Genomic DNA, 21111 nt, shown 5'->3' with positions numbered 1-21111 from the left:
ACTGGCCACAGTATTTCCAGAACTGCGGAAATGCCGTGGCCAACCTGGACGATGACTAACTGATCTTGCCGTAACGAGACCACATGCAACTCATAACTGAAATTGTTCACCCCGAGCTGAAATCCAGACAGGGCAGAGTATTCCGTCGACATGCAGCACGAGGCATCGTGATGCGGGGTGAACAGATCCTATTGCTGTTCACCGAGCGCTATAACGACTTCAGCTTTCCTGGGGGTGGCCTTGATGGTGACGAGGACATTGTCACAGGCCTGAAGCGTGAGCTAGAAGAAGAGACTGGTGCTCGTGAAATACAGGTGCTCCAGCACTACGGCTACATCGAGGAGTACCGGCCCTACTGGAAGCCACAGTACGATCTGATGCACATGACCTCGCATTTTTATCAATGCGAAGTAGCGCCCCAGCTAGAGCCCGTGAGAATGGAAAGCCACGAAATCGCTAATGGTATGCGGCCTGTCTGGATCAACCTGCATGAAGCCATCACGCACAATGAAGCCGTCATGCAGCGTCACGAGCCTTCGATGGGTCAATCAATTCTGCGTGAAACCTACATGCTGAGAAAAGTCGCTTCCGAGTTGTTGATGCCAATCAGCCTCTGAGCTGACTATTTGGAGAAGTCCACTTAGCCTGTATCAGGCAAGCATCCAATGCTGCGGGAGTAATTCCGTGATTTCGCTCGCCCGCTGTGTCGGAAGCCGCATCAGTACATCCTTGAGATAGACATACGGATCGTGCCCATTCATACGCGCCGACTGGATCAGGCTCATGATTGCCGCCGCCCTTTTTCCACTGCGCAGCGACCCGGCAAATAACCAGTTCGAGCGCCCAAGCGCCCACGGCCGAATCAAATTCTCGACCTGGTTATTGTCGATGGGCACAGCACCATCTTCCAGGTAGCGCGTCAGCGCTACCCAGCGTTTAAGGCTGTAATCCAGGGCCTTGACCGTGGCCGACCCCTCGGGCACACGTTCGCGTTGGGCCAACATCCACTCATGCAGTTTTTCAGCGATGGGCACCGCTGTTTCCTGACGTAATCGCCAGCGGTCTTCGACGCTCATTTCCTTGGCGTGTCGCTCGACTTCATACAACCCGCCAATCGAGTGAAGCGCCTGCTCCGCCAACTGGCTTTTATTTGCTGCATGCAGGTCGAAGAATTTGCGGCGTGCGTGGGCCATGCAGCCGATTTCGGTGATGCCCAGCTCGAAGCTGGCCTTGTAGCCGGCGAAGTCATCGCAGACCAGCTTACCGTTCCACGTGCCCAAGAAGTTACGCGCATGTTCGCCGGCACGGCTGGGGCTGAAGTCGTAGACTACGGCCTTTAGGGCCGAGAAAGGCGTGGTGCTATAGGCCCAGACGTAAGCGCGGTGGGTTTTCTTTTCGCCTGGTGCGAGCATCTGAACCGGGGTCTCATCGGCGTGGATCACGCCCTGGGCCAACACATGCTCACGCAGCGCATCGACCAGAGGCTGGAGTTGCACGCCGGTCTGTCCGACCCATTGCGCTAGTGTCGAGCGAGCAATTGCCAGTCCGGCCCGGCCAAAAATCTTCTCCTGCCGGTACAGCGGCAAATGGTCGGCAAACTTCGCCACCATCACGTGGGCCAACAGGCCTGCGGTCGGGATGCCCTTGTCGATCACTTGGGCCGGTACAGGCGCCTGGATCAGGGTTTCACACTGACGGCACGTCCATTTTCCACGCACATGCCGCTCAACGGTGAACACACCCGGAGTGTAATCGAGCTTCTCGCTGACGTCTTCGCCGATTCGCTGAAGCTGGCAGCCGCACACGCATTGAGTATTCTCTGGTTCGTGACGGATCACGGTTCGCGGAAACTGCGGCGGCAGTTGTGCACGCTTGGGCTTATTACGTGGCTCGGCCGGTGCGGCCGGCGGATTGGCTGCTTTCAACTCGGCTTCGATAGCTGCGATATCTGTATCGAGCAGATCATCGAGCAGACAGCCCTGGTCGGGGCTCAGTTGCTCGCTGCGCTTGGCGAACTTGTGTCGCTTGAGCATGGCGATTTCATGAGCCAGTTGCTCGTTGACCGTTACGAGGCGTTGGATTTTCTGGCTCATGGAGTCGACCTGGGACAGCAACTGCATAGCCTGTTCGGCCAAGCCGCGCAGTTGTTCCGGTGTCATCTGGTCGAGGTTGGGCGAGGAAGTCATGCCGCTGATTGTGTCAGAGCAGGTCGTCAACAGCGATAAACCGATGGGCTAATGGCAGGGACTAAAGCACTGTGATCTCGCTGCCTGCGCCGACCCGCTGCCACGGCAAACCCAGTACCAAGGCTTGAAGTTGCTCGTTATCGAGTTCGACTTCCGATCCGTGACGGATGCCAGGCCAACGAAACTTGCCTTGGTTCAAGCGTCGCGCTGCCAGCCAAATGCCCACACCGTCATGCACCAAGACTTTCATTCGGTTGGCACGGCGATTAGCGAAGAGGTAAGCGCAGTGCGGCTTCGCCACACCGAACACCTTGATCACCCTGGCCAGGGCGGTCTCGGTACCGGCGCGCATGTCCATAGGCTCGGTGGCAAGCCAGATAGCATCGATCCGAATCATACCAACAGGTCTCGCAGAAAGGTGGCACAGGCGGCAGCGCTTTCGGTCGGCCAGTTCACTTTGACGGTGCCACGCGGGTGCTGGATTTCAATGCTGATACTCGATGAAGCTGCCTGCGAATGTCCTCCGGCTAGCGGCAAGGGCACTGGAATGAAAGCAGGTTGCAGCGCCATGGTTTTGTTCGTGAGTACCCTAATCCATTTATGGACGAGGTTCGCGTTAAGGCTGTGCTTCTGCGCGACGCTGGCAATCGATGCGCCGGGCTGATCGCACTCTTTGACAACTTGGGCCTTGAAGGATTTTGAATAGGAACGGCGTTGTGACTGCATGGAAAGACCCGCTTAAAAGGCTAGAAATGGTGTCCACTTAAATTAGGTGGACACCATCGCCTTTGGCGTCGGGGTCAGGAAGGTGAGTTGGCCGGACGGTTACAATCTAATAGCACTCCTGCGTAGCCATGAAATTTCCGCCGCCATGGCAGTAACGCTCGGAGCGCTGATGGGGCCGTCTCAAGTTGTCGCTCGGCTTTTGGAATATGCGTTTGGCCGCAACGCTCATCCGGTATGGATAGCAAGGCTAGGAATTCTGGCTTGCATCGTCGGACTGTTGGCCTTGGTGCCGGGGATGGTGATGCTGTCCCTTATCGCAGTGATTACCTTCGGCGGTGGAAATGGGATCATGACCATCGCCAGAGGAACAGTCCCACTTACACTGTTGGGCAGCACCAACCTGGGCATCCACCTTGGCCTGATCGCTCGCCCAGTGTTGGTTGCACAAGCGGTAGCGCCCATGGCATGCGCATACATCCTAGTGCAGCTTGGCCCAAACTGGCTAATTTGGATCATGGCCGGGATATTGGGCATCGGCGCTTTGGTCGCATTCACCAAACTACGAGCCTTCACCCCATCACTGGCTTTATTTCAACCTGGGGGAAGAGAATAGGTTCCAGTGGAGGGGTTGCCTGGCACAGCCCGCGCCGCCAATAGCCGACGTCGTGCCATTTCCCAAGCTTGAAGCCTACCTCTGGATACATCCCTATATGGGTGAATCCTAGCGACTCGTGCAGGCCCACGCTGCCTTCATTGGGCTGCGCAATTCCAGCGTAAGCGGCGCGAAACCGCTGTTTCTCAAGTATTGGAAGTAGAGTCTCGTAGAGTTTGCGGCCAATACCCTGGCGGCGAGCTGATTCAGCTATATACACCGTCACGTCTACGGCCCATCGGTAAGCTGCACGTGCACGATGCTGACTTGCGTATGCATAGCCCTTGATCTCACCACCTTCTTCAGCCACAAGGTAGGGATATGTCTGAAGTGTCGTCGCAATCCGCTGAGAAATCTCCTCAACGCTTGGCGGCGTCTCTTCGAATGAAATCGCCGTGTTCGAAACTATTGGCGCATAAATGCGCTGAATGGCTTCTGCATCTGCTGTCACCGCCGTGCGGATCTTTAAAGCCATATCGGTCGTCCATGATGGAAAGCGTTAACAGTACATTTTGCGGAGCAAATATTCGATTCTTCCGCGCTTCCTTGTAGTGGGTTGGAGCATGCAATGATTTGGATGCCCCCAAAAAACGCCGTGTCGGTTTTTCAACCTAGTGGCCACCCCATCATTCAATGGTTGGCCACTAGGTTGATAAGTTATTGGCCGAAGGGAAGCTCAAGCAGCCATTGATTCGCATGCTTGTGCGCAAGCTAAACACGCTTTTGAGCAGTTCTGGCAATGTTCTGCTTCGTGAGCGCCGCACTCCTGACCGCATGCTCTACAAATCTTTGCGCAAAGCATACAAATCTCATTCGCGAAGGGGCTTCCCCGTGCCATTAGGGTCGCTGCGAGCCTACAGATATCTGCGCAATCCCTATCGAGCTTTATGCAGTTCGCCATCATCTTAACGTCCTGCTCTTCCAGACAGGCTGATGCGCAGGTTTCACAGGCCAATGCGCAGCGTAGGCATTCCGAAATGCAATCTTCATAGCTACTGTTCATAACCAATTCTCCGAGGTCGACGGTCGATTCAGTTGATGTACTTTTCTTGGAGGTACACTCAGTCCGACCCAAGCAGATTGGCCGGGTTTCGAGAAAATAATTACAGTTTTGTAAGGTAGGCGAACCTTCGCTATTCAGCTTGCCTCATCAAGCAGTCGCTTTTAGGCATAGGTCTGAAAAGTTCAGCTTTCCATGCAGGCGTAGGCAATGCGTGGAGCAGGTGGACGGCTGGAGTAGACGGTCAGCGATCTAAGCCATCTTTGGCGCTCCCGTTATGTTGATCAGTCCCGGCCAACGCCGATGTCAAAGTTGTAATCGCAGGCTAAGCCTGCTGACAGGTGCGAGCCCCCATCATCCTCACTGAGCCGATGCTCAATCTCTCTGGACTACCTGAGAGCTGATTCTGTTGAGGAGATGCGCCATGAAAGCAACCAATGTTCTGATTCTTACGTTCAGTTTGGCTATATCGTCGCTGGCGTTTGCTGAGGGCGGTGGCGACCGCGCCGCTGAGCGTATGGAGCGAGCCCGTGAGACGGCGATGTCCACGCTTACCCCGAGTTCGGGAACACAGCCAAAGGGGGACGTTGCGCAGGAAAAACCTGTGGCTGAAAAGCCAAACCATCACTGCTGAGTCGCCCAGCTTACGGAAATGTAATTACCTCGTTTGCTGGCCTGTGGCATCTTTCGATGTATGAAATCGCGCAGGCGATCAAGTGATTGACCATTGGAATGTGCGCAGTAGTGCGCGCCTCCCTCCGACTGACGGGACACGAATCGGTATGCACTCCAACACCTCTCGGCGCACCTTCGTAAAGGGACTCACCGCAGGCGGAATTCTTGCGGGCTTAGGGCTCTGGCGCACCCCTGTATGGGCTGCACCAGGCCTAGGGGAAGCGAATGTTCTATCAGGAACGGAGTTCGACCTGTTTATTGGAGAAACGCCGGTAAACATCACTGGCAATCGCCGTACAGCGCTGACAATCAATGGTGGGCTTCCGGGGCCCCTCCTGCGCTGGCGTGAGGGTGATACGGTCACTTTACGCGTCAAAAACCGCCTGAAGGATATGACTTCCATTCACTGGCACGGGATCATTCTTCCCGCCAATATGGATGGTGTACCTGGCCTTAGCTTCCACGGGATCGAGCCGGACGGTACATACGTCTATCAATTCAAGGTCACCCAGAATGGAACGTACTGGTATCACAGTCATTCCGGCTTCCAAGAACAGGTGGGTGTGTACGGCCCGTTAGTAATTGAAGCGAAAGACCCCGAGCCGTTTGTGTATGACCGCGACTACGTGGTGATGCTCACCGATTGGACGGATGAAGATCCGGCCTCGTTGATGAAAACGCTAAAGAAGCAGGCTGACTACTACAACACCCATAAGCGAACGGTTAGCGACTTTATAAATGACGTGGCTGACAAAGGTTGGTCAGCCACCGTTGCTGATCGCAAGATGTGGGCAGAAATGAAGATGAACCCCACTGACATCGCAGACGTCAGTGGCGCTACATACACCTACTTGATGAACGGTCTTGCCCCTGATTCGAATTGGACGGGCACATTCAAGCCAGGCGAAAAACTTAGGTTGAGATTCATCAACGGGTCGGCCATGAGCTACTTCGACGTCCGTATTCCTGGACTGAAAATGACCGTTGTCGCCGCTGATGGCCAGTATGTAAAGCCTGTGAGCGTGGATGAGTTCCGAATAGCTACAGCTGAGACGTTCGATGTAATAGTCGAGCCTACCCAAGAAGCCTACACATTGTTCGCACAGTCGATGGATCGGTCGGGATATGCCCGAGGTACTCTGGCCGTTCGGTCAGGCTTAGTCGCCCCTGTACCCGAGCTCGATCCTCGTCCTCTCGTCACCATGGCCGACATGGGTATGGCGGGTATGGATCATGGCTCGATGGGGAGTATGGGCAATATGGCTGGTATGGATCACAGCAAAATGGCCAGCGTGGGTGACAGTTCGATGGATGGCATGTCGGGAATGGACGGCGGCTCCATGACATCGATGAACCATGGCGCTGTGCAGGATATGTCCGGCATGGAGGGCATGACCGGAATGGATCACAGCAAAATGTCTATGGAAGGCATGGGTGGGATGGGGAATATGCAGTCGCACCCCAAGACGGAATCCAACAACCCTCTAGTCGATATGCAAGCAATGTCCACCTCACCGAAGCTTGATGACCCTGGTATGGGCCTTCGTGATAACGGTCGCAAGGTGCTGACATATTCCGATCTCAGGAGCACGTTTGAAGATCCTGATGGCCGTGAGCCAAGCCGCACTATCGAACTGCACCTGACCGGGCATATGGAGAAATTCTCTTGGTCGTTCAACGGCGTGAAATTTTCTGACGCCGAGCCGGTGAAACTGAAGTATGGCGAGCGGGTTCGGTTCGTCCTCGTTAACGACACTATGATGACGCACCCCATTCATTTGCATGGGATGTGGAGCGATCTTGAAGACGAAAATGGTCAGTTCCTTGTTCGAAAACACACCATCGACATGCCGCCAGGATCGAAGCGCAGCTACAGAGTCACCGCCGATGCGCTAGGTCGCTGGGCCTACCACTGCCATCTTCTGTATCACATGGAAATGGGCATGTTCCGAGAAGTGCGAGTAGAGGAATAAGGGGTCGACTATGAGCAACTATTTTTGTGGCACTCGCATTCACTCGGTTGTAGCTACGGTCGCTCTCAGCCTTGGCTTTGTTCTGCCGGCAGCCGCTGACACCACTCAGTCTGCAGACGACGGGCAAATGCAGAACATGGATCACAGCCAGATGAAGGGCATGGATCACTCCCAAATGCAGGGCATGGATCACTCCCAAATGCAGGGCATGGATCACAGCCAGATGAAGAGCATGGATCATTCCCAAGTGCAGGGCATGGATCACAGCCAGATGAAGAGCATGGATCATTCCCAAATGCAGGGCATGGATCACTCCCAAATGCAGGGCATGGATCATAGCCAGATGCAGGGGATGCAGCCCGCCAAGCAGCAGGGTCGAACTGAGAGCCGAACTCCAATACCCCCAATTACAAATGCTGCGAGAGCCGCAGTTTATAAAGCTCCTGGCGGCCATGAGGTTCATGACACCGCTCTTAACTCGTATTTCATTTTCGAAAAATTGGAATGGCAGGATGCTGATGAAGGGAGCGCGCTGAACTGGGAAGCTCAAGGTTGGATAGGCGGTGATGTGGATCGTCTATGGTTGCGTTCTGAAGGTGAGCGCACCAATGGGAAGACAGAGGAAGCCGAGATTCAAGCTCTGTGGGGGCACGCTATCAGCCCTTGGTGGGATCTCGTCGGTGGGGTTCGCCAAGACTTCAAACCAGGTGATCCACAAACGTGGGCGGCTTTCGGCATCCAGGGCTTGGCGCTCTACAACTTCGAAGCCCAGGCTACTGCATATCTGGGCGAAGGTGGCCAGACTGCGGCGCGGCTGGAAGGAGACTACGACATCCTTCTGACCAATAAGCTTATTTTGCAACCGACTGCAGAATTGAATTTTTACGGGAAAAACGATCCTCAGCGTGGCATTGGCTCCGGGTTATCAGAAAGTGAGATTGGTCTGCGGCTCCGGTATGAGATCCGTCCACAATTCGCACCATACGTGGGTGTGACATGGAACCGTAGTTATGGAAAGACCGCTGACTATGCCAAGGAGGAAGGCGAAGACAGTAACGAAGCTCGCCTGGTGCTTGGCGTTCGGGTCTGGTTCTAGACCAAGTTAATAGCACCAAAATAATTACTTAACCTCATTACAACAGCTATTCGCTGTGAGGAGCCTTGCATGTCGTTCTTGAAATCCTGTGTTGTGGCCGTCGCTCTTTCATCCGGTATTTTGCTGAGCTCGGTCGCTCAAGCCCATCCGAAACTGTTGTCTTCGACTCCTTCAGAACGCGACTCCGGTGCGGCCCCCTCGAAAATTGAACTGCACTTTTCCGAAAACCTGGTCACCCAATTTTCCGGAGCCAAGCTGATCATGACTGATATGCCAGGCATGCCGAATTCACCTATGGGTGTCAAAGCCAGCGTAGCAGGCGGCAATGATCCGAAGACCATGGTAATCACGCCTTCATCGCCCCTGACAACGGGCACCTATAAAGTAGAATGGCGGGCAGTATCGTCCGACACTCATCCAATTACCGGTGCCGTAACTTTCAAAGTGAAATAAGCATGAGCGACCCTTTGAATGTGGCGCTGCGCCTCGCGCTTTATCTGGATTTGATGCTCCTGTTCGGACTCGCGGTGTTCGGGCTGTACAGCTTTCGCGGGAAAGAGCGCGTATCGGGAACGGTGTTGCATTTTGGGTCGCTGCTGAGTGGGGCTGCCGTTATAGGCATTCTTCTGTCTATGGCCACGTTCTTGGTCATGACGAAAAACATGAGCGGTGCGTCCGATTGGGCGGAGCTGTTCCCTCACCTGGAAATGATGCTGTCCGAAACCGAGGTCGGTTACAGCTGGATGGCACGTATGGTCTCGCTTGCGGTGGTGATAATCGCTGCAAGCCAAAGCACTCGATTGCCATCTGCTAGTCTTTGGATTGCTACCCTAGCGGGTAGTATTGCCTTAGCTACGCTCCCGTGGACAGGTCACGGGGCGATGGATGAGGGGGCTAGACGGTTCTGGCATTTCGCAGCGGATATTCTTCATCTACTGGCTGCTGGCGGTTGGATTGGAGCCTTGGCAGCCTTTGCTCTGATGCTGAGCGTGAGGGCAGGTAATCCTGAGCAACTCGTACGGGTTTTGACTCGGGCGCTCAAAGGATTCGAAACAGCGGGCGGGTTCATTGTGGGTACGATCATACTCACAGGAGTCGCTAATTATCTTTTCATTGTCGGGCCGACCATTACAGAGGTAGTGACCAGTACCTATGGCATTCTCCTCCTAGCGAAAATCATATTGTTCGCTGGCATGCTCGGACTCGCGACCCTCAATCGTTTCTACCTGAGCCCTTCACTGGAATGCTCTGTGAGCGGGGGTAATTATTCTGTCGCAGTCGCTGCTTTGAAAAAGAGCGTGCTGCTCGAATCGACCTGTGCAGTTGTCATTGTTTGCTTGGTGGCGTGGCTAGGAACGCTAAGCCCCTCAATCGAGATGGCCCAAGGGTAATGCCCGCGCAGATCTGAGCAACGCTGGTCGCTCAGATCTGCGTGACGATCATTTCGGGTAGTCAGCGACCACCTCTTGCGCGCCACCCTTTGTGAGGCCCAAGACCTGGTAAGGTTGATGTTTCTGACCATAGTCCATACCAGGCGAACCTGCTGGCATGCCTGGCACTGCAATCCCTGCAAGGCCGGGACGGTCATTCAACTTCTTAATTTCATCCGCCGGAACATGGCCTTCTACGAATTTTCCGCCAATAACTCCCGTGTGGCAGGACGCTAGTCCCTGCGGCACACCCAGCCCTTTCTTGATAGCGCTCATATCGCTTTCCACATGGTCAGTCACCTTGAATCCATTGGATTCCAAGTGCTTGACCCACTCCTTACAGCATCCGCAATTCGCGTCACGGTGGACATCGATGCTGAGCTGCTCTGCAGCTTGTGCAACGCCCATGAGCATCAGCCCCGTAGCGAGGAATAACTTACGCTTCATCATTTTGATGCACCTCTTTAACATTTCGTAGCGCGGTTGCTATGTATTCCTTGTCCGGACTCATTACCTCGCATCCGCACCGTTCCAAGGTAGGTTAAGCGCAACAACTGATCATTGCCGATTACATTTTCGTAAGCTGCCGTCTAGCTGCTTACGCCCTTCCATGCCATGGTGCCTAGGCGCTTTCTGCCACCTGTCAGAGCGATTACATTTGCGTCAGCTTGCGCATCGTTGTCGGTTTCGTAGCACACTTGAGGTACGCCCAGCTGGAGTTCCACCATGAAAATCCTGGTAGCAGAAGACGAACCCAAAACCGGAATGTATCTCCAGCAAGGACTCTTGGAAGCGGGCTTTAACGTCGACCGGGTGCTGACAGGCACGGAGGCATTGCATCAGGCGCTGAACGAGAGTTACGACCTTCTGATTCTGGACGTGATGATGCCCGGGATTGACGGCTGGGACGTCATTCAAAGTGTTCGCGCAGCGGGAAGCTTGGTTCCCGTTTTGTTCCTTACAGCAAGGGACGGAGTCGATGACCGAGTTAGAGGCTTAGAGCTTGGTGCAGATGATTATTTAGTAAAGCCGTTCGCGTTTTCTGAGCTACTCGCTCGCGTCAGAAGCCTGCTGCGTCGGGGTGCCGGTGCTCCCAATCTGACGTCTATCAAAATCGGCGATCTTGAAGTCGACTTGCTCAAACGTCGAGCCTCGCGCTCAGGTCAACGCATTGACCTGACAGCCAAGGAGTTTGCTTTGCTGGAACTGCTGATGCGCCGCAGGGGGGAGGTTCTCTCAAAGTCGCTCATCGCATCCCAGGTCTGGGATATGAATTTCGACAGCGATACCAACGTGATTGAGGTCGCCATTCGCAGGCTTAGGGCCAAGATTGATGATGATTTCGATACAAAGCTGATTCAGACCTCGCGAGGCATGGGCTACATGCTTGATGCCCCGGACGCAGAATGAAGCGCCCGTCTCTAACGCTTCGTCTAAGCCTGATGTTTGTGTGCGCTGTAGTCGCAGTGCTCGTGGTAGCAGGCTTTACCTTCGACGGTTTCAGCCGGCATCACTTCAAGGCACTCGACCGGCAAGCTATGACAGAAAAGCTCGAATCAATTCGTCAAATCATGGACGGTGAAGCTGGCTCAGCTGACCGTTCGGATGTATTGCTTCAGTTACAAGCGTTGTTGGGGGCGCACCAGGAACTCTCAGCCTCGATTGTCATGCAGGGGGGAAAAACGATCTTTGCAACCTCTAACGCAGCTCAGCATCCTTCTATTCCTCCTGATGCCCCTGATGATGATATGTGGGAGTGGACAGACGGAGGCCATCTGTACCGAGGGATGAAAGCCCAAGTTCATTTGGTGAATGAATCAGAGCCACTGACGGCCTGGCTGAGTATGGATATCACAAGCCACATGCATTTCGTGGAGACTTTACGTTGGTGGTTGGTGATAGGTTTGGCGATCAGTGCGTTGGTCAGCGCCGGCTTGGGTTGGTTGGTTGCGCGTAGCGGGTTAAAACCCGTCGCACGGGTGACGCAGGTTGCCGCTTCGATGTCAGCTGGATCGCTGAAAGAGCGAATTCCGATGGATTTTGTGCCCCGTGAGCTTGAGCTACTCGTCACTTCGTTCAATGCCATGCTTGCTCGGCTAGAAGAATCGTTTTCTCGATTATCTAATTTCTCAGCCGATATCGCCCATGAGCTACGTACGCCAATTAGTAATCTGCGAACACATACTGAAGTGATTCTCACAAAAAAGCGTGCGCCAGAAATATATGAGGAGAATCTTTACTCCAATCTGGAAGATCTCAACCGACTTTCAAGCATCATCGATGGCATGCTCTTTTTAGCGAAGTCTGATAACGGTCTGGTTTTACCCGCGAAAGAAAAAGTCGAAATGCGGTCGGTGGTGGAGAAACTTTTAGAGTATTACCAACTGCTGGCAGATGACACCGGTCTGAAGCTACAGGTCATTGGACACGGTGAGGTGCGTGGTGACAGGACTATGCTGGACAGGATGGTTTCCAATTTGCTATCGAATGCGATCCGGTACACGCCCTCTGGTGGCACCATTTCTGTAAAAATCGAGTCGTACGGCAGCATGATCAGTTTATCAGTGCAAAATCCTGGCGAAGAAATCGCCGCTGAACATCTACCTCGGCTGTTTGACCGGTTTTATAGGGTTGACCCTGCGCGAAGGGAGAGCTCTACAAACAATGCAGGGCTGGGTTTGGCAATTGTAAAGTCGTTAGTAGATGCTCATGGCGGCACCGTTGGGTGTGTTTCCGCTGCAGGGCGAACGACTTTTACGATAAGCCTGCCTGCTTGGCCTGTTGCGCATGGGTGAAAGGCTGGGGGCGCTCCGAAATCAGAGCTACCAGGTCGAAACTTCACTTTTAGCTGTCCAATTGTAAGTCCCATTTGCACCGACTACACTCCGCCTCTATGAAACGCTATTTGCGGCTTTGCATGCTTCTTCTGATCAGCTTGACGCTTCCCTTGTCCGGAATGGCGGGCGTTCAGGCACCCACAGAACCTTGCCCCATGAAGACCATGGGCATGGCGATGATGGACGACATGAAGATGGACTGCTGCAACGACATGAAAAGCCCTTCTGAGCACGGAAAGCCTTGTAAGCCGGGCCAAGAATGCAAAACAGGCGGTATGTTGGAAGTTTCGGTCTTTAAGCCCCCTGTCACACTGTTTGATCCTGTAGTCCTTTCCTTTTCTAGCGATTCATTGCCTGTACATACCCCGTCCGGAGTATGGCGACCCCCTCGCGTTTAATTCCTGTCCGACATTGAGCCTCATTCTGCATTAGCGGGATGGACTAGCTGCGCGCATGTCTTTTGACGCGTGCAGTGGATGATTACAGGAATCGTAAACATGAACTCCAAGTGCAATTGCACAGGCTGGTCTCTCGTGGCCGGCCTAGCGGCAAGCGTGCTGGCGTTGCCGAGTTTCGCTGCCGCATTGACGCTCGATGAAGCGTTGCGGCTGGCAGAAAACAATGCGCCGTCGCTGACCGCACAAGACGCGGAAATTCAGGCCGCCAGCAGTACGGCCATCCCTGCTGGTGAATTACCTGATCCCAAGCTCTTGGTGGGCGTGCAGAACTACCCCATCGGCGGCCCGGATCGTTGGAGTATCGACCAGGACTTCATGACCATGCAGATGGTCGGGGTCAGGCAGGAGATGCCCAATAGCGACAAGCGCAAAGCGCGTATCGAAATCGCCGATGCAGCTATTGATCGTGCCTCTGCGGAGCGTCGAGTCGAACGTCTGAAGGTGCGCCAGTCCACGGCGTTGGCCTGGATCAGCAGCTACTCGGTTGAGCGCAAAGATGTGTTGTTCCAGGACTTCTACAAAGAAAACCGCCTGCTGAGCGATACCGTCCGGGCTCAAATTGCCGGTGGCCGTGCTCAACCAGCCGATGCGGTGACACCCAAGCAGGAAGCAGCTCAACTGGCGGAGCAGCAGGACGATCTGATTCTCCAGAGAGCGCAGGCTCATGCGGCCCTCAAACGCTGGATTGGCTCCGCCGCCAACGACAAGCCTGTGGATAGCTTGCCTGAATGGCCCGTCGACACCTCAAGTTACACTCATAAGCTGCAACACCATCCCGAATTGGCAGCGTTTGCGCCGATGACCCGTGAAGCGCAAGCCAAGGTTCGTGAAGCCGTGTCGGAGAAACAGTCGGACTGGAGCTGGGAACTGGATTACCAGCGCCGTGGCCGTGAGTTTGGCGACATGGTAAGTGTGCAATTTTCCTGGGATCTGCCACTGTTTCCTGACTCCCGGCAAAACCCCAAAATCGCGGCCAAACAGGCTGAGCTCAGCCAGCTTGAGGCCGAGCGAGAGGCTCTGTCTCGCGAGCACACCCAGCAACTGGAAAACGAACTAGCTGACTATGAGCGCCTGAATCGTGCCGTGCGTCGAAACCAGGAAAGCCTATTGCCGCTGGCCAAGGAAAAGGTCGAACTCAGCATGGCGAGTTATCGCGTCGGCAAAGGCGATTTAAACGCGGTGGTTGCCGCCCGACGTGAACTCATCGAAGCCCGCCTTAAACAGATCGACGTAGAAGAGCAGCGAGCGCTGACAAGTGCACGTCTGTACTTCGCTTATGGGGAGTCCAGCCAATGATCCTAAAAAAATGGAACGGGGCATTGTTGGTAGGCGTCTCGCTGGCATTCGGGGTTGCCGGGGGTTACTGGTTCGCGCATCAACGCGTGAGCGGAGTACCTGGTGCCAGCCCGGAGCAGAGTCCCAACTCCTCAGAGGAACGCAAGGCTCTGTATTGGTACGATCCCATGTACCCGCAGCAAAAGTTCGATAAGTCGGGTAAATCCCCTTTCATGGACATGCAGCTGGTTCCTCTGTACGCCGGTGGCGCAGGAGATCGTGCGACCGTCAGTATCGATCCGAGTCTGACCCAGAATCTCGGTCTGCGGTTTGCAACAGTCACCCGTGGAATCTTTGACTCCAGCCTTGATGTGACGGGTGTCTTGGCGTTCAACGAACGAGATGTTGCGGTGATACAGGCACGCACCCCTGGCTTTGTGGAACGGGTCTATGCCCATGCTCCCGGTGATGTGCTCAAGGCCAACGCGGCCCTGGCAGATATCCTGGTGCCGGAGTGGGCGGCTGCCCAGACAGAGTTCCTTGCCATTAAGCACAACGGTGATGCTGACCTATTGGCTGCGGCCCGACAGCGAATGCGGCTCACAGGGATGCCAGCTGCGCTGATCACCCAGGTAGAGCGCAGTGGCAAAGTCCAGCCGAACCTGACCCTCACCAGTCCTATCAGCGGCGTGCTGCAAGAGCTGAATGTACGTGCGGGTATGACCGTGTCGGTTGGCGATACTCTGGCCCGCGTCAATGGCTTGAGCAGTGTCTGGTTAGCCGTGGCCGTTCCAGAATCGGATTCCGGAGCTATCACCGTGGGGCAGGCAGTCGAAGCGCGTCTGCCAGCCTTCCCAGGAACTACACTTGGCGGCAACGTCAGCGCGATTTTGCCCGAGACCAATCCGGACAGCCGCACACTTCGGGTACGTGTCGAGTTACCCAATCCGGACGGGCGTCTCAAGCCGGGTTTGACGGCGCAAGTACGCCTGAATCGTTCGACCGAGCAAAGTGTATTGTGGGTGCCGAGTGAGGCGGTGATTCGCACTGGCCGACGAGCTCTGGTGATGCTCGCCGAAGACGCTGGCCGCTACCGCCCCGTGGAGGTGTTCCTTGGGCAGGAAAGCGATGGCAAAACTGCGATAGTGAAAGGTCTGGAAGCAGGCCAGAAGGTGGTTACATCTGGCCAGTTCCTGCTCGACTCGGAGGCCAGTCTTAAAGGCATTGTTGCTCGCACGGATGAAGAGTCGGCACCCAGTGAAACAGCCTCCAGTCTTCATGAGGCTGATGGTCAGATCGTTGAGATCAACGACAAAGAAGTCACGCTCGCCCATGCGCTACCAAGGCATCAACGCCAACATCATGTCCTTGGGCGGGATTGCCATCGCCATTGGCGCTATGGTCGATGCCGCTGTGGTGATGATCGAGAACGCCCACAAGAAGGTTGAGGCATGGCACGCGGCCAATCCGGGGGAAGAACTGAAGGGTGAACGTCATTGGCATGTAATGACCGAAGCGGCGGCAGAGGTAGGCCCCGCGCTGTTCTTCTGTTTGTTGATCATCACCCTGTCGTTCATTCCGGTGTTCACGCTGGAGGCTCAGGAAGGAAGGTTGTTCGGCCCTTTGGCTTTCACTAAGACCTACGCCATGGCGGCAGCGGCGGGATTGTCAGTGACCTTGGTGCCCGTGCTGATGGGCTACTGGATTCGAGGACGAATCCCCAGTGAGCAACAGAACCCGTTGAACCGGTGGTTGATACGGATCTATCAGCCAGCCCTGGACGCAGTCTTGCGTCGACCAAAGATCACAATGGTGGTGGCACTGTTGGTGTTTGCCAGTGCGCTATGGCCAATGTCCCGTTTGGGCGGCGAGTTTCTCCCCCCGTTGGACGAGGGCGATCTGCTCTATATGCCTTCAGCCCTGCCGGGATTATCGGCGCAGAAAGCGGCGCAATTGCTGCAGCAGACCGACCGCCTGATCAAGACCGTGCCCGAAGTCGAACACGTCTTCGGTAAAGCGGGGCGCGCCGAAACCGCCACCGACCCGGCACCGCTGGAGATGTTCGAAACCACTATCCAGTTCAAGCCACACGAGCAATGGCGCCCTGGCATGACCCAGGAGAAACTGGTGGAAGAACTGGATCGAGTGGTACGAGTTCCAGGGCTGACCAATATCTGGATACCGCCGATTCGCAACCGTATCGACATGCTGGCCACCGGGATCAAAAGCCCCATCGGAGTAAAAGTTGCCGGCACAAACCTGACCGAGATCGATGCAGCAACTCAGGCGGTCGAGCGGGTGGCCAAGGATGTACCCGGTGTCAGCTCGGCTCTGGCCGAGCGACTGACCGGTGGCCGCTATATCGATGTAGATATCGACCGCAAGGCCGCCGCCCGCTACGGACTGAATATCGCTGATGTGCAGTCCATTGTGGCTGGCGCTATCGGTGGTGAAAACGTAGGGGAGACAATCGAAGGTCTCGCACGTTTCCCGATCAACGTACGTTACCCACGGGAGTGGCGTGACTCGCTCGGCGCCCTGGAGCAATTGCCGATCTACACCCCGTTAGGGAGTCAGATCACCTTGGGAACGGTGGCGAAGGTTAAGGTCAGCGACGGGCCGCCGATGCTCAAGAGCGAGAATGCACGGCCTTCAGGCTGGGTGTACATCGATGTGCGTGGTCGGGACATTGCTTCGGTGGCCGCCGATCTACGCCGGGTCGTCAATGAGCAGGTCAAGTTGCAGCCAGGCATGAGCGTCAGTTACTCAGGACAGTTCGAATTTCTGGAACGGGCCAACGCACGGCTCAAACTGGTAGTGCCGGCCACGCTGTTGATCATTTTCGTGTTGCTCTACCTGACTTTTGCCCGATTCGATGAGGCCTTGCTGATCATGGCCACATTGCCATTCGCACTGACTGGTGGAGCATGGTTCCTCTATCTGCTGGGATTCAACTTGTCGGTCGCCACCGGAGTCGGCTTTATCGCCTTGGCCGGGGTTTCTGCCGAGTTCGGCGTGATTATGCTGCTCTACCTGAAAAACGCCTGGGCCGAGCGTGAAGACCTCGGCGACAGCACTGAGCGCGGGCTGGTGGCGGCGATTCGTGAAGGCGCTGTGCAGCGCGTTCGACCCAAGGCCATGACCGTGGCGGTCATCATTGCCGGTCTGTTACCCATCCTGTTGGGCGGCGGCACCGGCAGCGAAGTCATGAGCCGCATCGCCGCGCCCATGGTCGGCGGCATGGTCACGGCACCCTTGCTGTCCCTGTTTGTCATTCCGGCAGCGTATCGCCTGATGCGTCGCCGTCACCTCCAAGTTGAACCCAACCTCACTCAAGGAAAAGTCGTATGAAACTGACCCTGATTGCAGCTGCTAGCACCGCACTTACGCTTTCAATTTCTGCCCTGGCAGAGGACATGCCGGGCCGGAAAATGGACAGTATGGAGGGCATGCAGATGAAGCAAGAAACAAAGCAGGTTCCAGTAGCCACCGCCGACGGAACGATCAAGGCTATCGATCCTACGAAGGATACCGTGACCATTGCCCACGGCGCTGTTCCATCAGTGCAATGGCCGCCGATGACTATGGCGTTTTCCGCGACAGAGGATCAGTTGAAAGGGCTGGCAGCCGGAGACCGTGTCTCGTTTACCTTTCGTCTAGAGGGTGGCAAAGCCACAATCGTTTCTATAAGAAAATGAGCCTGCGATGCTAAAAAACCGGCACGGTTCGTCGTGTCGGTTGCAGTTCAAGTATCGCCAAACGTTGCGATAGCGACATCTCCACTGGCCGCATCGACGCTTCGATCAACAATCAGAATATCCCCCGATGCTGCTCAGCGATCTTTACCAGGTAGGCAATCCTCACAGCTGTGTCTTTTACATCGACTGAACGGATTCCACTTCCACGTATTTGTATTTCTTCCTAGCAGCCTTCACAGCTTCTTGCTCAGCAAGCAACGAACTCAGCGTGTCGGCCTCATGGATCAGCTCGTGCATCTTCCCCTCAAATTCGTTTCCAACTCGAAGCGTGACCCTGAGCCTAGGCGTGAACGGTTTCGCCGGTTTCTTCTTGGTTGCAGAGTCAGCTATCGGCTTTGTGAAGACGACTTCTGTCACAGGTTCCGGTGCTGGAGATGCAAGAACCTCTTCAGGCTTAGCTGTACCGAATAAGGCGCGGCGCATTTCTTCTTCAGTTAAATCAGCTTTCATAAATCGTCTCTATAGAACAGCAATTAACTCAACAAGTTGTTTGGAAAGGCTTACGCCAAGAGGCCCTATGGAGCAGGCGGAGATTTCAAATCCCTAGGTCAATTTCAAGACAAAAACCCCTCCAGGCTCGGGAAAGTTGCACCTTCGGCAGTCGCGTAATGAGCCCGTCTGCTAGGTCACTGGCGTGCCGGGAGTACAGCATTACGGTGTCTGAAACCGGTGTCCGATCCGCAACGAATGCACCCACTCGCTCCTGAGCAATTTTCAGTATATTCAGGACTTCTCGGCTCACCTGTTTGGTGGACAGGTATTCCACGACTGGCTTGGGCGGAGGCGCAGCGTGACTCCACATTTCTATGACTACCTTGAGGAGCCCGTCTGAGCCAAAATGCTTGAGAGCCATTTCCCACAACTGACCTTCCTGCACCATATCCAGGCGACCCCTAGTCATTGCGGAGTTCTACCCACTTGAGACTCTTTCTTGATTGCGAGTTTACCCGGCTATCAGCAGCAGCGAAGCTGATATCACTCGCATTGGTGGCTGAGGATGGGCGCGAATTCTACGTGGAATTGCTCGAAGGTTGGCAAGAAGAAGACTGCAGTGATTTCGTAAAGAAAATCGTGCTTCCGCAGCTGTGGGGTGGGAGCTATGCGCTGCCCATAGTTGAAGCCAGGAAGTCGCTGTTCAGGTTTCTGACGTCGTTCAAAAAGGAGATCGAGATCGTCACGGACGCTCCCCAGTTCGACTGGGAGCTTTTTTGCGATCTGGTCTATGACGGCGGACGATGGCCCAGAATCGTTCGTAATTTCCCCACTGACGCGACGACACTTACTCCGACTAGCGAGGGTGAAGAGCTGCCTCACCACGCCTTGCTCGACGCCAAGATTATCGCTGGCATGTTCAGTTAAATATAAACGACTTGGAGCCTTCGCAGTGTTATACCGCCCTCTCCAGACAAGCTCTCATCAATCCCTTCTCCAAAACACTAGCGGCTCGCTAGACTCGCACTCGGCCCGCCAGTGCGTGGGCAAGTAGAAACCATATCTCGATCAAGGACGAAAGCACATGCCATCCATGCGCCCCTCACAGTACGCCATGCAACAGCGCGCGGATGGCGGCCCATTCCTTCGTTTCGACAATGGTGAAGCGAGAGGGTTGAGCGAGGGAGAACTCGAAGCACTGGAGTCGGGCGAATACGACGAAAATGACTACTATGGCCCCACACTCGTTTTCTACAGCGATGTACCCCTGCCGGACAATGGGTCAGGCTGGCATCTCCTATTGATGGTCACCTCCGAGTATTTGACCATTTATCCTATCAACGCCCGCTCGGAACACTCTGAGTACGGTAAGCCCAAGTACAACAACATCCAGTCGATAGTGATTACTCGCCCTGTCTTCCAAGAATATCCACATCCTAACAATCAGGATGAGCTTGAGGATTTACTAGGACTTCTCCCTGCAGGGCTCACCAAAGACTGGCGCTACGGTCTCGGCTTCCACTACGAGTACCGATATATCATCCAGGCTTTAAATGATCTGGAGGGGATCGACACACTGTTTCTGCATGGTGGGCCAGGGAATTTTGATGCGAAAATCGAGGGCAATCATTTCTGTTTAGGCGTTGCTCAGCTTGGGAAAATGGAGCGAAGCCTTGATCGGCTAACTCAGCGGCATCAGCGAGAAACCGCTGCCGACAAAAAACTTGTTTGCTACACGGGGCTCCTGCACAAAGCGGCCCCCGAGCTTTATCCTCCACGTGAACGCAAGCTCCCGCCAGATCTGCTTGCAAATCTTGTAGCGCTGGGGTCAGTGGCGACTCGTCTATCACCCAAAGATCAAAAGCAGGCAGTCATGCTTGCCCAGCAAAGCGTCTCCGCGCTGGCGAAATCTTCACCGAAAACCCTGTATCAGCTGAGGTCTGAGATTGAGCTCATAACGCTCGGCGAACTCATTGAGGTGTACCGGAAAATGCTGGAAAGCAACGCCGCCGAGAACAAGTGGCAACGCTTCCTGAGTGAGCACTCTTTCGTACTCGACATGGCGTTCGGTTATCCCGTCAAGATGATTGCAGAACAGCCCTATGTAGGTGGTAAAGACATCAGAGGTCAAGGGGGCCAGTATTCCGACTTCTTGATGGCTGCGAAGGCCACCGGAAACCTTGCTCTGATCGAGATCAAGCACCCTCAGCACGACCTGCTCGGAAAAGCCTACCGCAAGACCTACGTACCCTCTTACGAGCTCAGCGGATCCGTGGCCCAGGTCATTAGCCAGCGAAGCGTTCTGCAGAAGAACATTCTCGGTCTGAGCGAGGATCTCGATGACCGTGTCCACGCACATGCCGTGGCGGCCATTGTCATCATTGGCCGTACCCCATCAAAGATTGGTGAGCAGCGAGCCTTCGAGCAGTATCGGAACAGCCTCAAGGATGTCCTGGTGATTACCTTCGACGAGATGCTAGGTCGGCTTGAGGGCATTCATAAAGCTTTGACGCCAAAACCGCCAGTAGCGCACTTGCCCCTCAGCGATGAAGACTTACCATTTTAGAATGTCCGTCACTGGATAGAGGGGCCGCTGAGGCTGTACAGCAGTTT

Annotated in this window: 22 protein-coding genes and 1 pseudogene; 16 read left to right on the top strand and 7 right to left on the bottom strand. The window is 54.9% G+C overall.

What is annotated here, in order from left to right; translation table 11 throughout:
- Positions 1–83 precede the first annotated feature (83 nt).
- Positions 84–617, top strand: coding sequence for an NUDIX hydrolase (locus tag PSEUDOMOFG3G_RS00670; RefSeq protein WP_139048547.1), 534 nt, complete (start codon positions 84–86; stop codon positions 615–617).
- Positions 618–650: 33 nt separating this feature from the next.
- On the opposite strand, the gene PSEUDOMOFG3G_RS00665 is transcribed toward PSEUDOMOFG3G_RS00670, so the two are convergent.
- The 3 genes from PSEUDOMOFG3G_RS00665 to PSEUDOMOFG3G_RS00655 form a co-directional block, all read right to left on the bottom strand.
- Entirely contained in the window at positions 651–2186 is a 1536-nt protein-coding gene (locus PSEUDOMOFG3G_RS00665) for an IS66 family transposase (protein WP_139048546.1), read from the bottom strand.
- A 61-nt stretch (positions 2187–2247) separates the two neighbouring features.
- Complete coding sequence (gene tnpB / locus PSEUDOMOFG3G_RS27955; protein WP_139048545.1) at positions 2248–2583, bottom strand: IS66 family insertion sequence element accessory protein TnpB; 336 nt, start codon at positions 2581–2583, stop codon at positions 2248–2250.
- A complete protein-coding gene (locus PSEUDOMOFG3G_RS00655) occupies positions 2580–2912 on the bottom strand; it encodes a transposase (protein WP_139048544.1) in 333 nt (110 codons plus the stop codon). The genes tnpB and PSEUDOMOFG3G_RS00655 overlap by 4 nt, the downstream gene beginning before the upstream one ends.
- 46 nt (positions 2913–2958) lie before the next feature.
- Between PSEUDOMOFG3G_RS00655 and PSEUDOMOFG3G_RS00650 the strand changes: the two genes are divergently transcribed.
- Positions 2959–3525 (top strand): hypothetical protein, encoded by a 567-nt coding sequence (locus PSEUDOMOFG3G_RS00650; protein WP_257220607.1) that lies wholly within the window; start codon positions 2959–2961, stop codon positions 3523–3525.
- Here the strand turns inward: PSEUDOMOFG3G_RS00650 and PSEUDOMOFG3G_RS00645 are convergent.
- Entirely contained in the window at positions 3482–4039 is a 558-nt protein-coding gene (locus PSEUDOMOFG3G_RS00645) for an arsinothricin resistance N-acetyltransferase ArsN1 family B (RefSeq protein WP_139048543.1), read from the bottom strand. The genes PSEUDOMOFG3G_RS00650 and PSEUDOMOFG3G_RS00645 overlap by 44 nt on opposite strands.
- A gap of 201 nt (positions 4040–4240) precedes the next feature.
- Positions 4241–4567 (bottom strand): four-helix bundle copper-binding protein, encoded by a 327-nt coding sequence (locus PSEUDOMOFG3G_RS00640; RefSeq protein WP_007247291.1) that lies wholly within the window; start codon positions 4565–4567, stop codon positions 4241–4243.
- Positions 4568–4988: 421 nt separating this feature from the next.
- Between PSEUDOMOFG3G_RS00640 and PSEUDOMOFG3G_RS00635 the strand changes: the two genes are divergently transcribed.
- The 5 genes from PSEUDOMOFG3G_RS00635 to copD all read left to right on the top strand — a co-directional run bounded on the left by PSEUDOMOFG3G_RS00635 (position 4989) and on the right by copD (position 9699).
- Complete coding sequence (locus PSEUDOMOFG3G_RS00635; RefSeq protein WP_105223821.1) at positions 4989–5198, top strand: co-regulatory protein PtrA N-terminal domain-containing protein; 210 nt, start codon at positions 4989–4991, stop codon at positions 5196–5198.
- Positions 5199–5346: 148 nt separating this feature from the next.
- Complete coding sequence (locus PSEUDOMOFG3G_RS00630) at positions 5347–7212, top strand: copper resistance system multicopper oxidase (protein WP_139048542.1); 1866 nt, start codon at positions 5347–5349, stop codon at positions 7210–7212.
- Positions 7213–7222: 10 nt separating this feature from the next.
- Positions 7223–8308: a copper resistance protein B gene (locus PSEUDOMOFG3G_RS00625; RefSeq protein WP_139048541.1), complete on the top strand. Its 1086-nt coding sequence runs from the start codon at positions 7223–7225 to the stop codon at positions 8306–8308.
- Between the two features lie 69 nt (positions 8309–8377).
- Entirely contained in the window at positions 8378–8761 is a 384-nt protein-coding gene (gene copC, locus PSEUDOMOFG3G_RS00620) for a copper homeostasis periplasmic binding protein CopC (protein WP_139048540.1), read from the top strand.
- A 2-nt stretch (positions 8762–8763) separates the two neighbouring features.
- A complete protein-coding gene (gene copD, locus PSEUDOMOFG3G_RS00615; protein WP_139048539.1) occupies positions 8764–9699 on the top strand; it encodes a copper homeostasis membrane protein CopD in 936 nt (311 codons plus the stop codon).
- A gap of 48 nt (positions 9700–9747) precedes the next feature.
- On the opposite strand, the gene PSEUDOMOFG3G_RS00610 is transcribed toward copD, so the two are convergent.
- Entirely contained in the window at positions 9748–10185 is a 438-nt protein-coding gene (locus PSEUDOMOFG3G_RS00610) for a DUF411 domain-containing protein (RefSeq protein ID WP_139048579.1), read from the bottom strand.
- Between the two features lie 279 nt (positions 10186–10464).
- On the opposite strand from PSEUDOMOFG3G_RS00610, the gene PSEUDOMOFG3G_RS00605 reads away from it, so the two are divergent.
- From PSEUDOMOFG3G_RS00605 to PSEUDOMOFG3G_RS00580, 7 genes and pseudogenes are all read left to right on the top strand, one after another.
- Entirely contained in the window at positions 10465–11148 is a 684-nt protein-coding gene (locus PSEUDOMOFG3G_RS00605; RefSeq protein ID WP_007247298.1) for a heavy metal response regulator transcription factor, read from the top strand.
- Complete coding sequence (locus PSEUDOMOFG3G_RS00600; RefSeq protein WP_139048538.1) at positions 11145–12533, top strand: heavy metal sensor histidine kinase; 1389 nt, start codon at positions 11145–11147, stop codon at positions 12531–12533. The genes PSEUDOMOFG3G_RS00605 and PSEUDOMOFG3G_RS00600 overlap by 4 nt, the downstream gene beginning before the upstream one ends.
- 98 nt (positions 12534–12631) lie before the next feature.
- Positions 12632–12973, top strand: coding sequence for a hypothetical protein (locus tag PSEUDOMOFG3G_RS27950; protein WP_139048537.1), 342 nt, complete (start codon positions 12632–12634; stop codon positions 12971–12973).
- Between the two features lie 99 nt (positions 12974–13072).
- Complete coding sequence (locus tag PSEUDOMOFG3G_RS00595; RefSeq protein ID WP_139048536.1) at positions 13073–14329, top strand: TolC family protein; 1257 nt, start codon at positions 13073–13075, stop codon at positions 14327–14329.
- Entirely contained in the window at positions 14326–15756 is a 1431-nt protein-coding gene (locus tag PSEUDOMOFG3G_RS00590) for an efflux RND transporter periplasmic adaptor subunit (RefSeq protein WP_139048535.1), read from the top strand. Before PSEUDOMOFG3G_RS00595 ends, PSEUDOMOFG3G_RS00590 begins: the two co-directional genes overlap by 4 nt.
- Positions 15641–17659 (top strand): annotated as a pseudogene (locus PSEUDOMOFG3G_RS00585) (efflux RND transporter permease subunit); the annotation flags it as partial. The gene PSEUDOMOFG3G_RS00590 and the pseudogene PSEUDOMOFG3G_RS00585, both read left to right, overlap by 116 nt.
- Positions 17656–18006 carry a copper-binding protein gene (locus tag PSEUDOMOFG3G_RS00580; protein WP_139048534.1) on the top strand — a complete coding sequence of 117 codons (351 nt, stop codon included), beginning with the start codon at positions 17656–17658 and terminating at the stop codon, positions 18004–18006. The pseudogene PSEUDOMOFG3G_RS00585 and the gene PSEUDOMOFG3G_RS00580, both read left to right, overlap by 4 nt.
- A 177-nt stretch (positions 18007–18183) precedes the next feature.
- On the opposite strand, the gene PSEUDOMOFG3G_RS00575 is transcribed toward PSEUDOMOFG3G_RS00580, so the two are convergent.
- Complete coding sequence (locus tag PSEUDOMOFG3G_RS00575) at positions 18184–18516, bottom strand: hypothetical protein (RefSeq protein WP_139048533.1); 333 nt, start codon at positions 18514–18516, stop codon at positions 18184–18186.
- 468 nt (positions 18517–18984) lie between these two features.
- Here PSEUDOMOFG3G_RS00575 and PSEUDOMOFG3G_RS00570 point away from each other — a divergent pair, with 468 nt between their 5' ends.
- Both PSEUDOMOFG3G_RS00570 and PSEUDOMOFG3G_RS00565 read left to right on the top strand, forming a co-directional pair.
- The gene (locus PSEUDOMOFG3G_RS00570) at positions 18985–19425 is read left to right on the top strand and encodes a 3'-5' exoribonuclease (RefSeq protein WP_139048531.1); all 441 of its coding nucleotides are present in this window, start codon (positions 18985–18987) and stop codon (positions 19423–19425) included.
- A gap of 157 nt (positions 19426–19582) precedes the next feature.
- A complete protein-coding gene (locus PSEUDOMOFG3G_RS00565; RefSeq protein ID WP_139048530.1) occupies positions 19583–21064 on the top strand; it encodes a Shedu immune nuclease family protein in 1482 nt (493 codons plus the stop codon).
- Positions 21065–21111: the final 47 nt, after the last annotated feature.

The organism is Pseudomonas sp. FG-3G, assembly GCF_901007645.1.
GTDB lineage: Bacteria > Pseudomonadota > Gammaproteobacteria > Pseudomonadales > Pseudomonadaceae > Aquipseudomonas > Aquipseudomonas rhizophila.
Note: the sequence above shows the minus strand (reverse complement) of the source record. Positions and strands in the feature narration are given on the sequence as shown.

Bases quoted from the DNA above. Each gene is read 5' to 3' on its own strand.
- copC (WP_139048540.1), top strand. From the start codon at position 8,378: ATGTCGTTCTTGAAATCCTGTGTTGTGGCCGTCGCTCTTTCATCCGGT.
- PSEUDOMOFG3G_RS27950 (WP_139048537.1), top strand. From the start codon at position 12,632: ATGAAACGCTATTTGCGGCTTTGCATGCTTCTTCTGATCAGCTTGACG.
- PSEUDOMOFG3G_RS00595 (WP_139048536.1), top strand. From the start codon at position 13,073: ATGAACTCCAAGTGCAATTGCACAGGCTGGTCTCTCGTGGCCGGCCTA.
- PSEUDOMOFG3G_RS00640 (WP_007247291.1), bottom strand. From the start codon at position 4,567: ATGAACAGTAGCTATGAAGATTGCATTTCGGAATGCCTACGCTGCGCA.
- PSEUDOMOFG3G_RS00655 (WP_139048544.1), bottom strand. From the start codon at position 2,912: ATGCAGTCACAACGCCGTTCCTATTCAAAATCCTTCAAGGCCCAAGTT.
- PSEUDOMOFG3G_RS00590 (WP_139048535.1), top strand. From the start codon at position 14,326: ATGATCCTAAAAAAATGGAACGGGGCATTGTTGGTAGGCGTCTCGCTG.
- PSEUDOMOFG3G_RS00630 (WP_139048542.1), top strand. From the start codon at position 5,347: ATGCACTCCAACACCTCTCGGCGCACCTTCGTAAAGGGACTCACCGCA.
- PSEUDOMOFG3G_RS00665 (WP_139048546.1), bottom strand. From the start codon at position 2,186: ATGACTTCCTCGCCCAACCTCGACCAGATGACACCGGAACAACTGCGC.
- PSEUDOMOFG3G_RS00580 (WP_139048534.1), top strand. From the start codon at position 17,656: ATGAAACTGACCCTGATTGCAGCTGCTAGCACCGCACTTACGCTTTCA.
- PSEUDOMOFG3G_RS00575 (WP_139048533.1), bottom strand. From the start codon at position 18,516: ATGAAAGCTGATTTAACTGAAGAAGAAATGCGCCGCGCCTTATTCGGT.
- PSEUDOMOFG3G_RS00625 (WP_139048541.1), top strand. From the start codon at position 7,223: ATGAGCAACTATTTTTGTGGCACTCGCATTCACTCGGTTGTAGCTACG.
- PSEUDOMOFG3G_RS00670 (WP_139048547.1), top strand. From the start codon at position 84: ATGCAACTCATAACTGAAATTGTTCACCCCGAGCTGAAATCCAGACAG.
- PSEUDOMOFG3G_RS00645 (WP_139048543.1), bottom strand. From the start codon at position 4,039: ATGGCTTTAAAGATCCGCACGGCGGTGACAGCAGATGCAGAAGCCATT.
- PSEUDOMOFG3G_RS00565 (WP_139048530.1), top strand. From the start codon at position 19,583: ATGCCATCCATGCGCCCCTCACAGTACGCCATGCAACAGCGCGCGGAT.
- copD (WP_139048539.1), top strand. From the start codon at position 8,764: ATGAGCGACCCTTTGAATGTGGCGCTGCGCCTCGCGCTTTATCTGGAT.
- PSEUDOMOFG3G_RS00605 (WP_007247298.1), top strand. From the start codon at position 10,465: ATGAAAATCCTGGTAGCAGAAGACGAACCCAAAACCGGAATGTATCTC.
- PSEUDOMOFG3G_RS00600 (WP_139048538.1), top strand. From the start codon at position 11,145: ATGAAGCGCCCGTCTCTAACGCTTCGTCTAAGCCTGATGTTTGTGTGC.
- tnpB (WP_139048545.1), bottom strand. From the start codon at position 2,583: ATGATTCGGATCGATGCTATCTGGCTTGCCACCGAGCCTATGGACATG.
- PSEUDOMOFG3G_RS00635 (WP_105223821.1), top strand. From the start codon at position 4,989: ATGAAAGCAACCAATGTTCTGATTCTTACGTTCAGTTTGGCTATATCG.
- PSEUDOMOFG3G_RS00610 (WP_139048579.1), bottom strand. From the start codon at position 10,185: ATGAAGCGTAAGTTATTCCTCGCTACGGGGCTGATGCTCATGGGCGTT.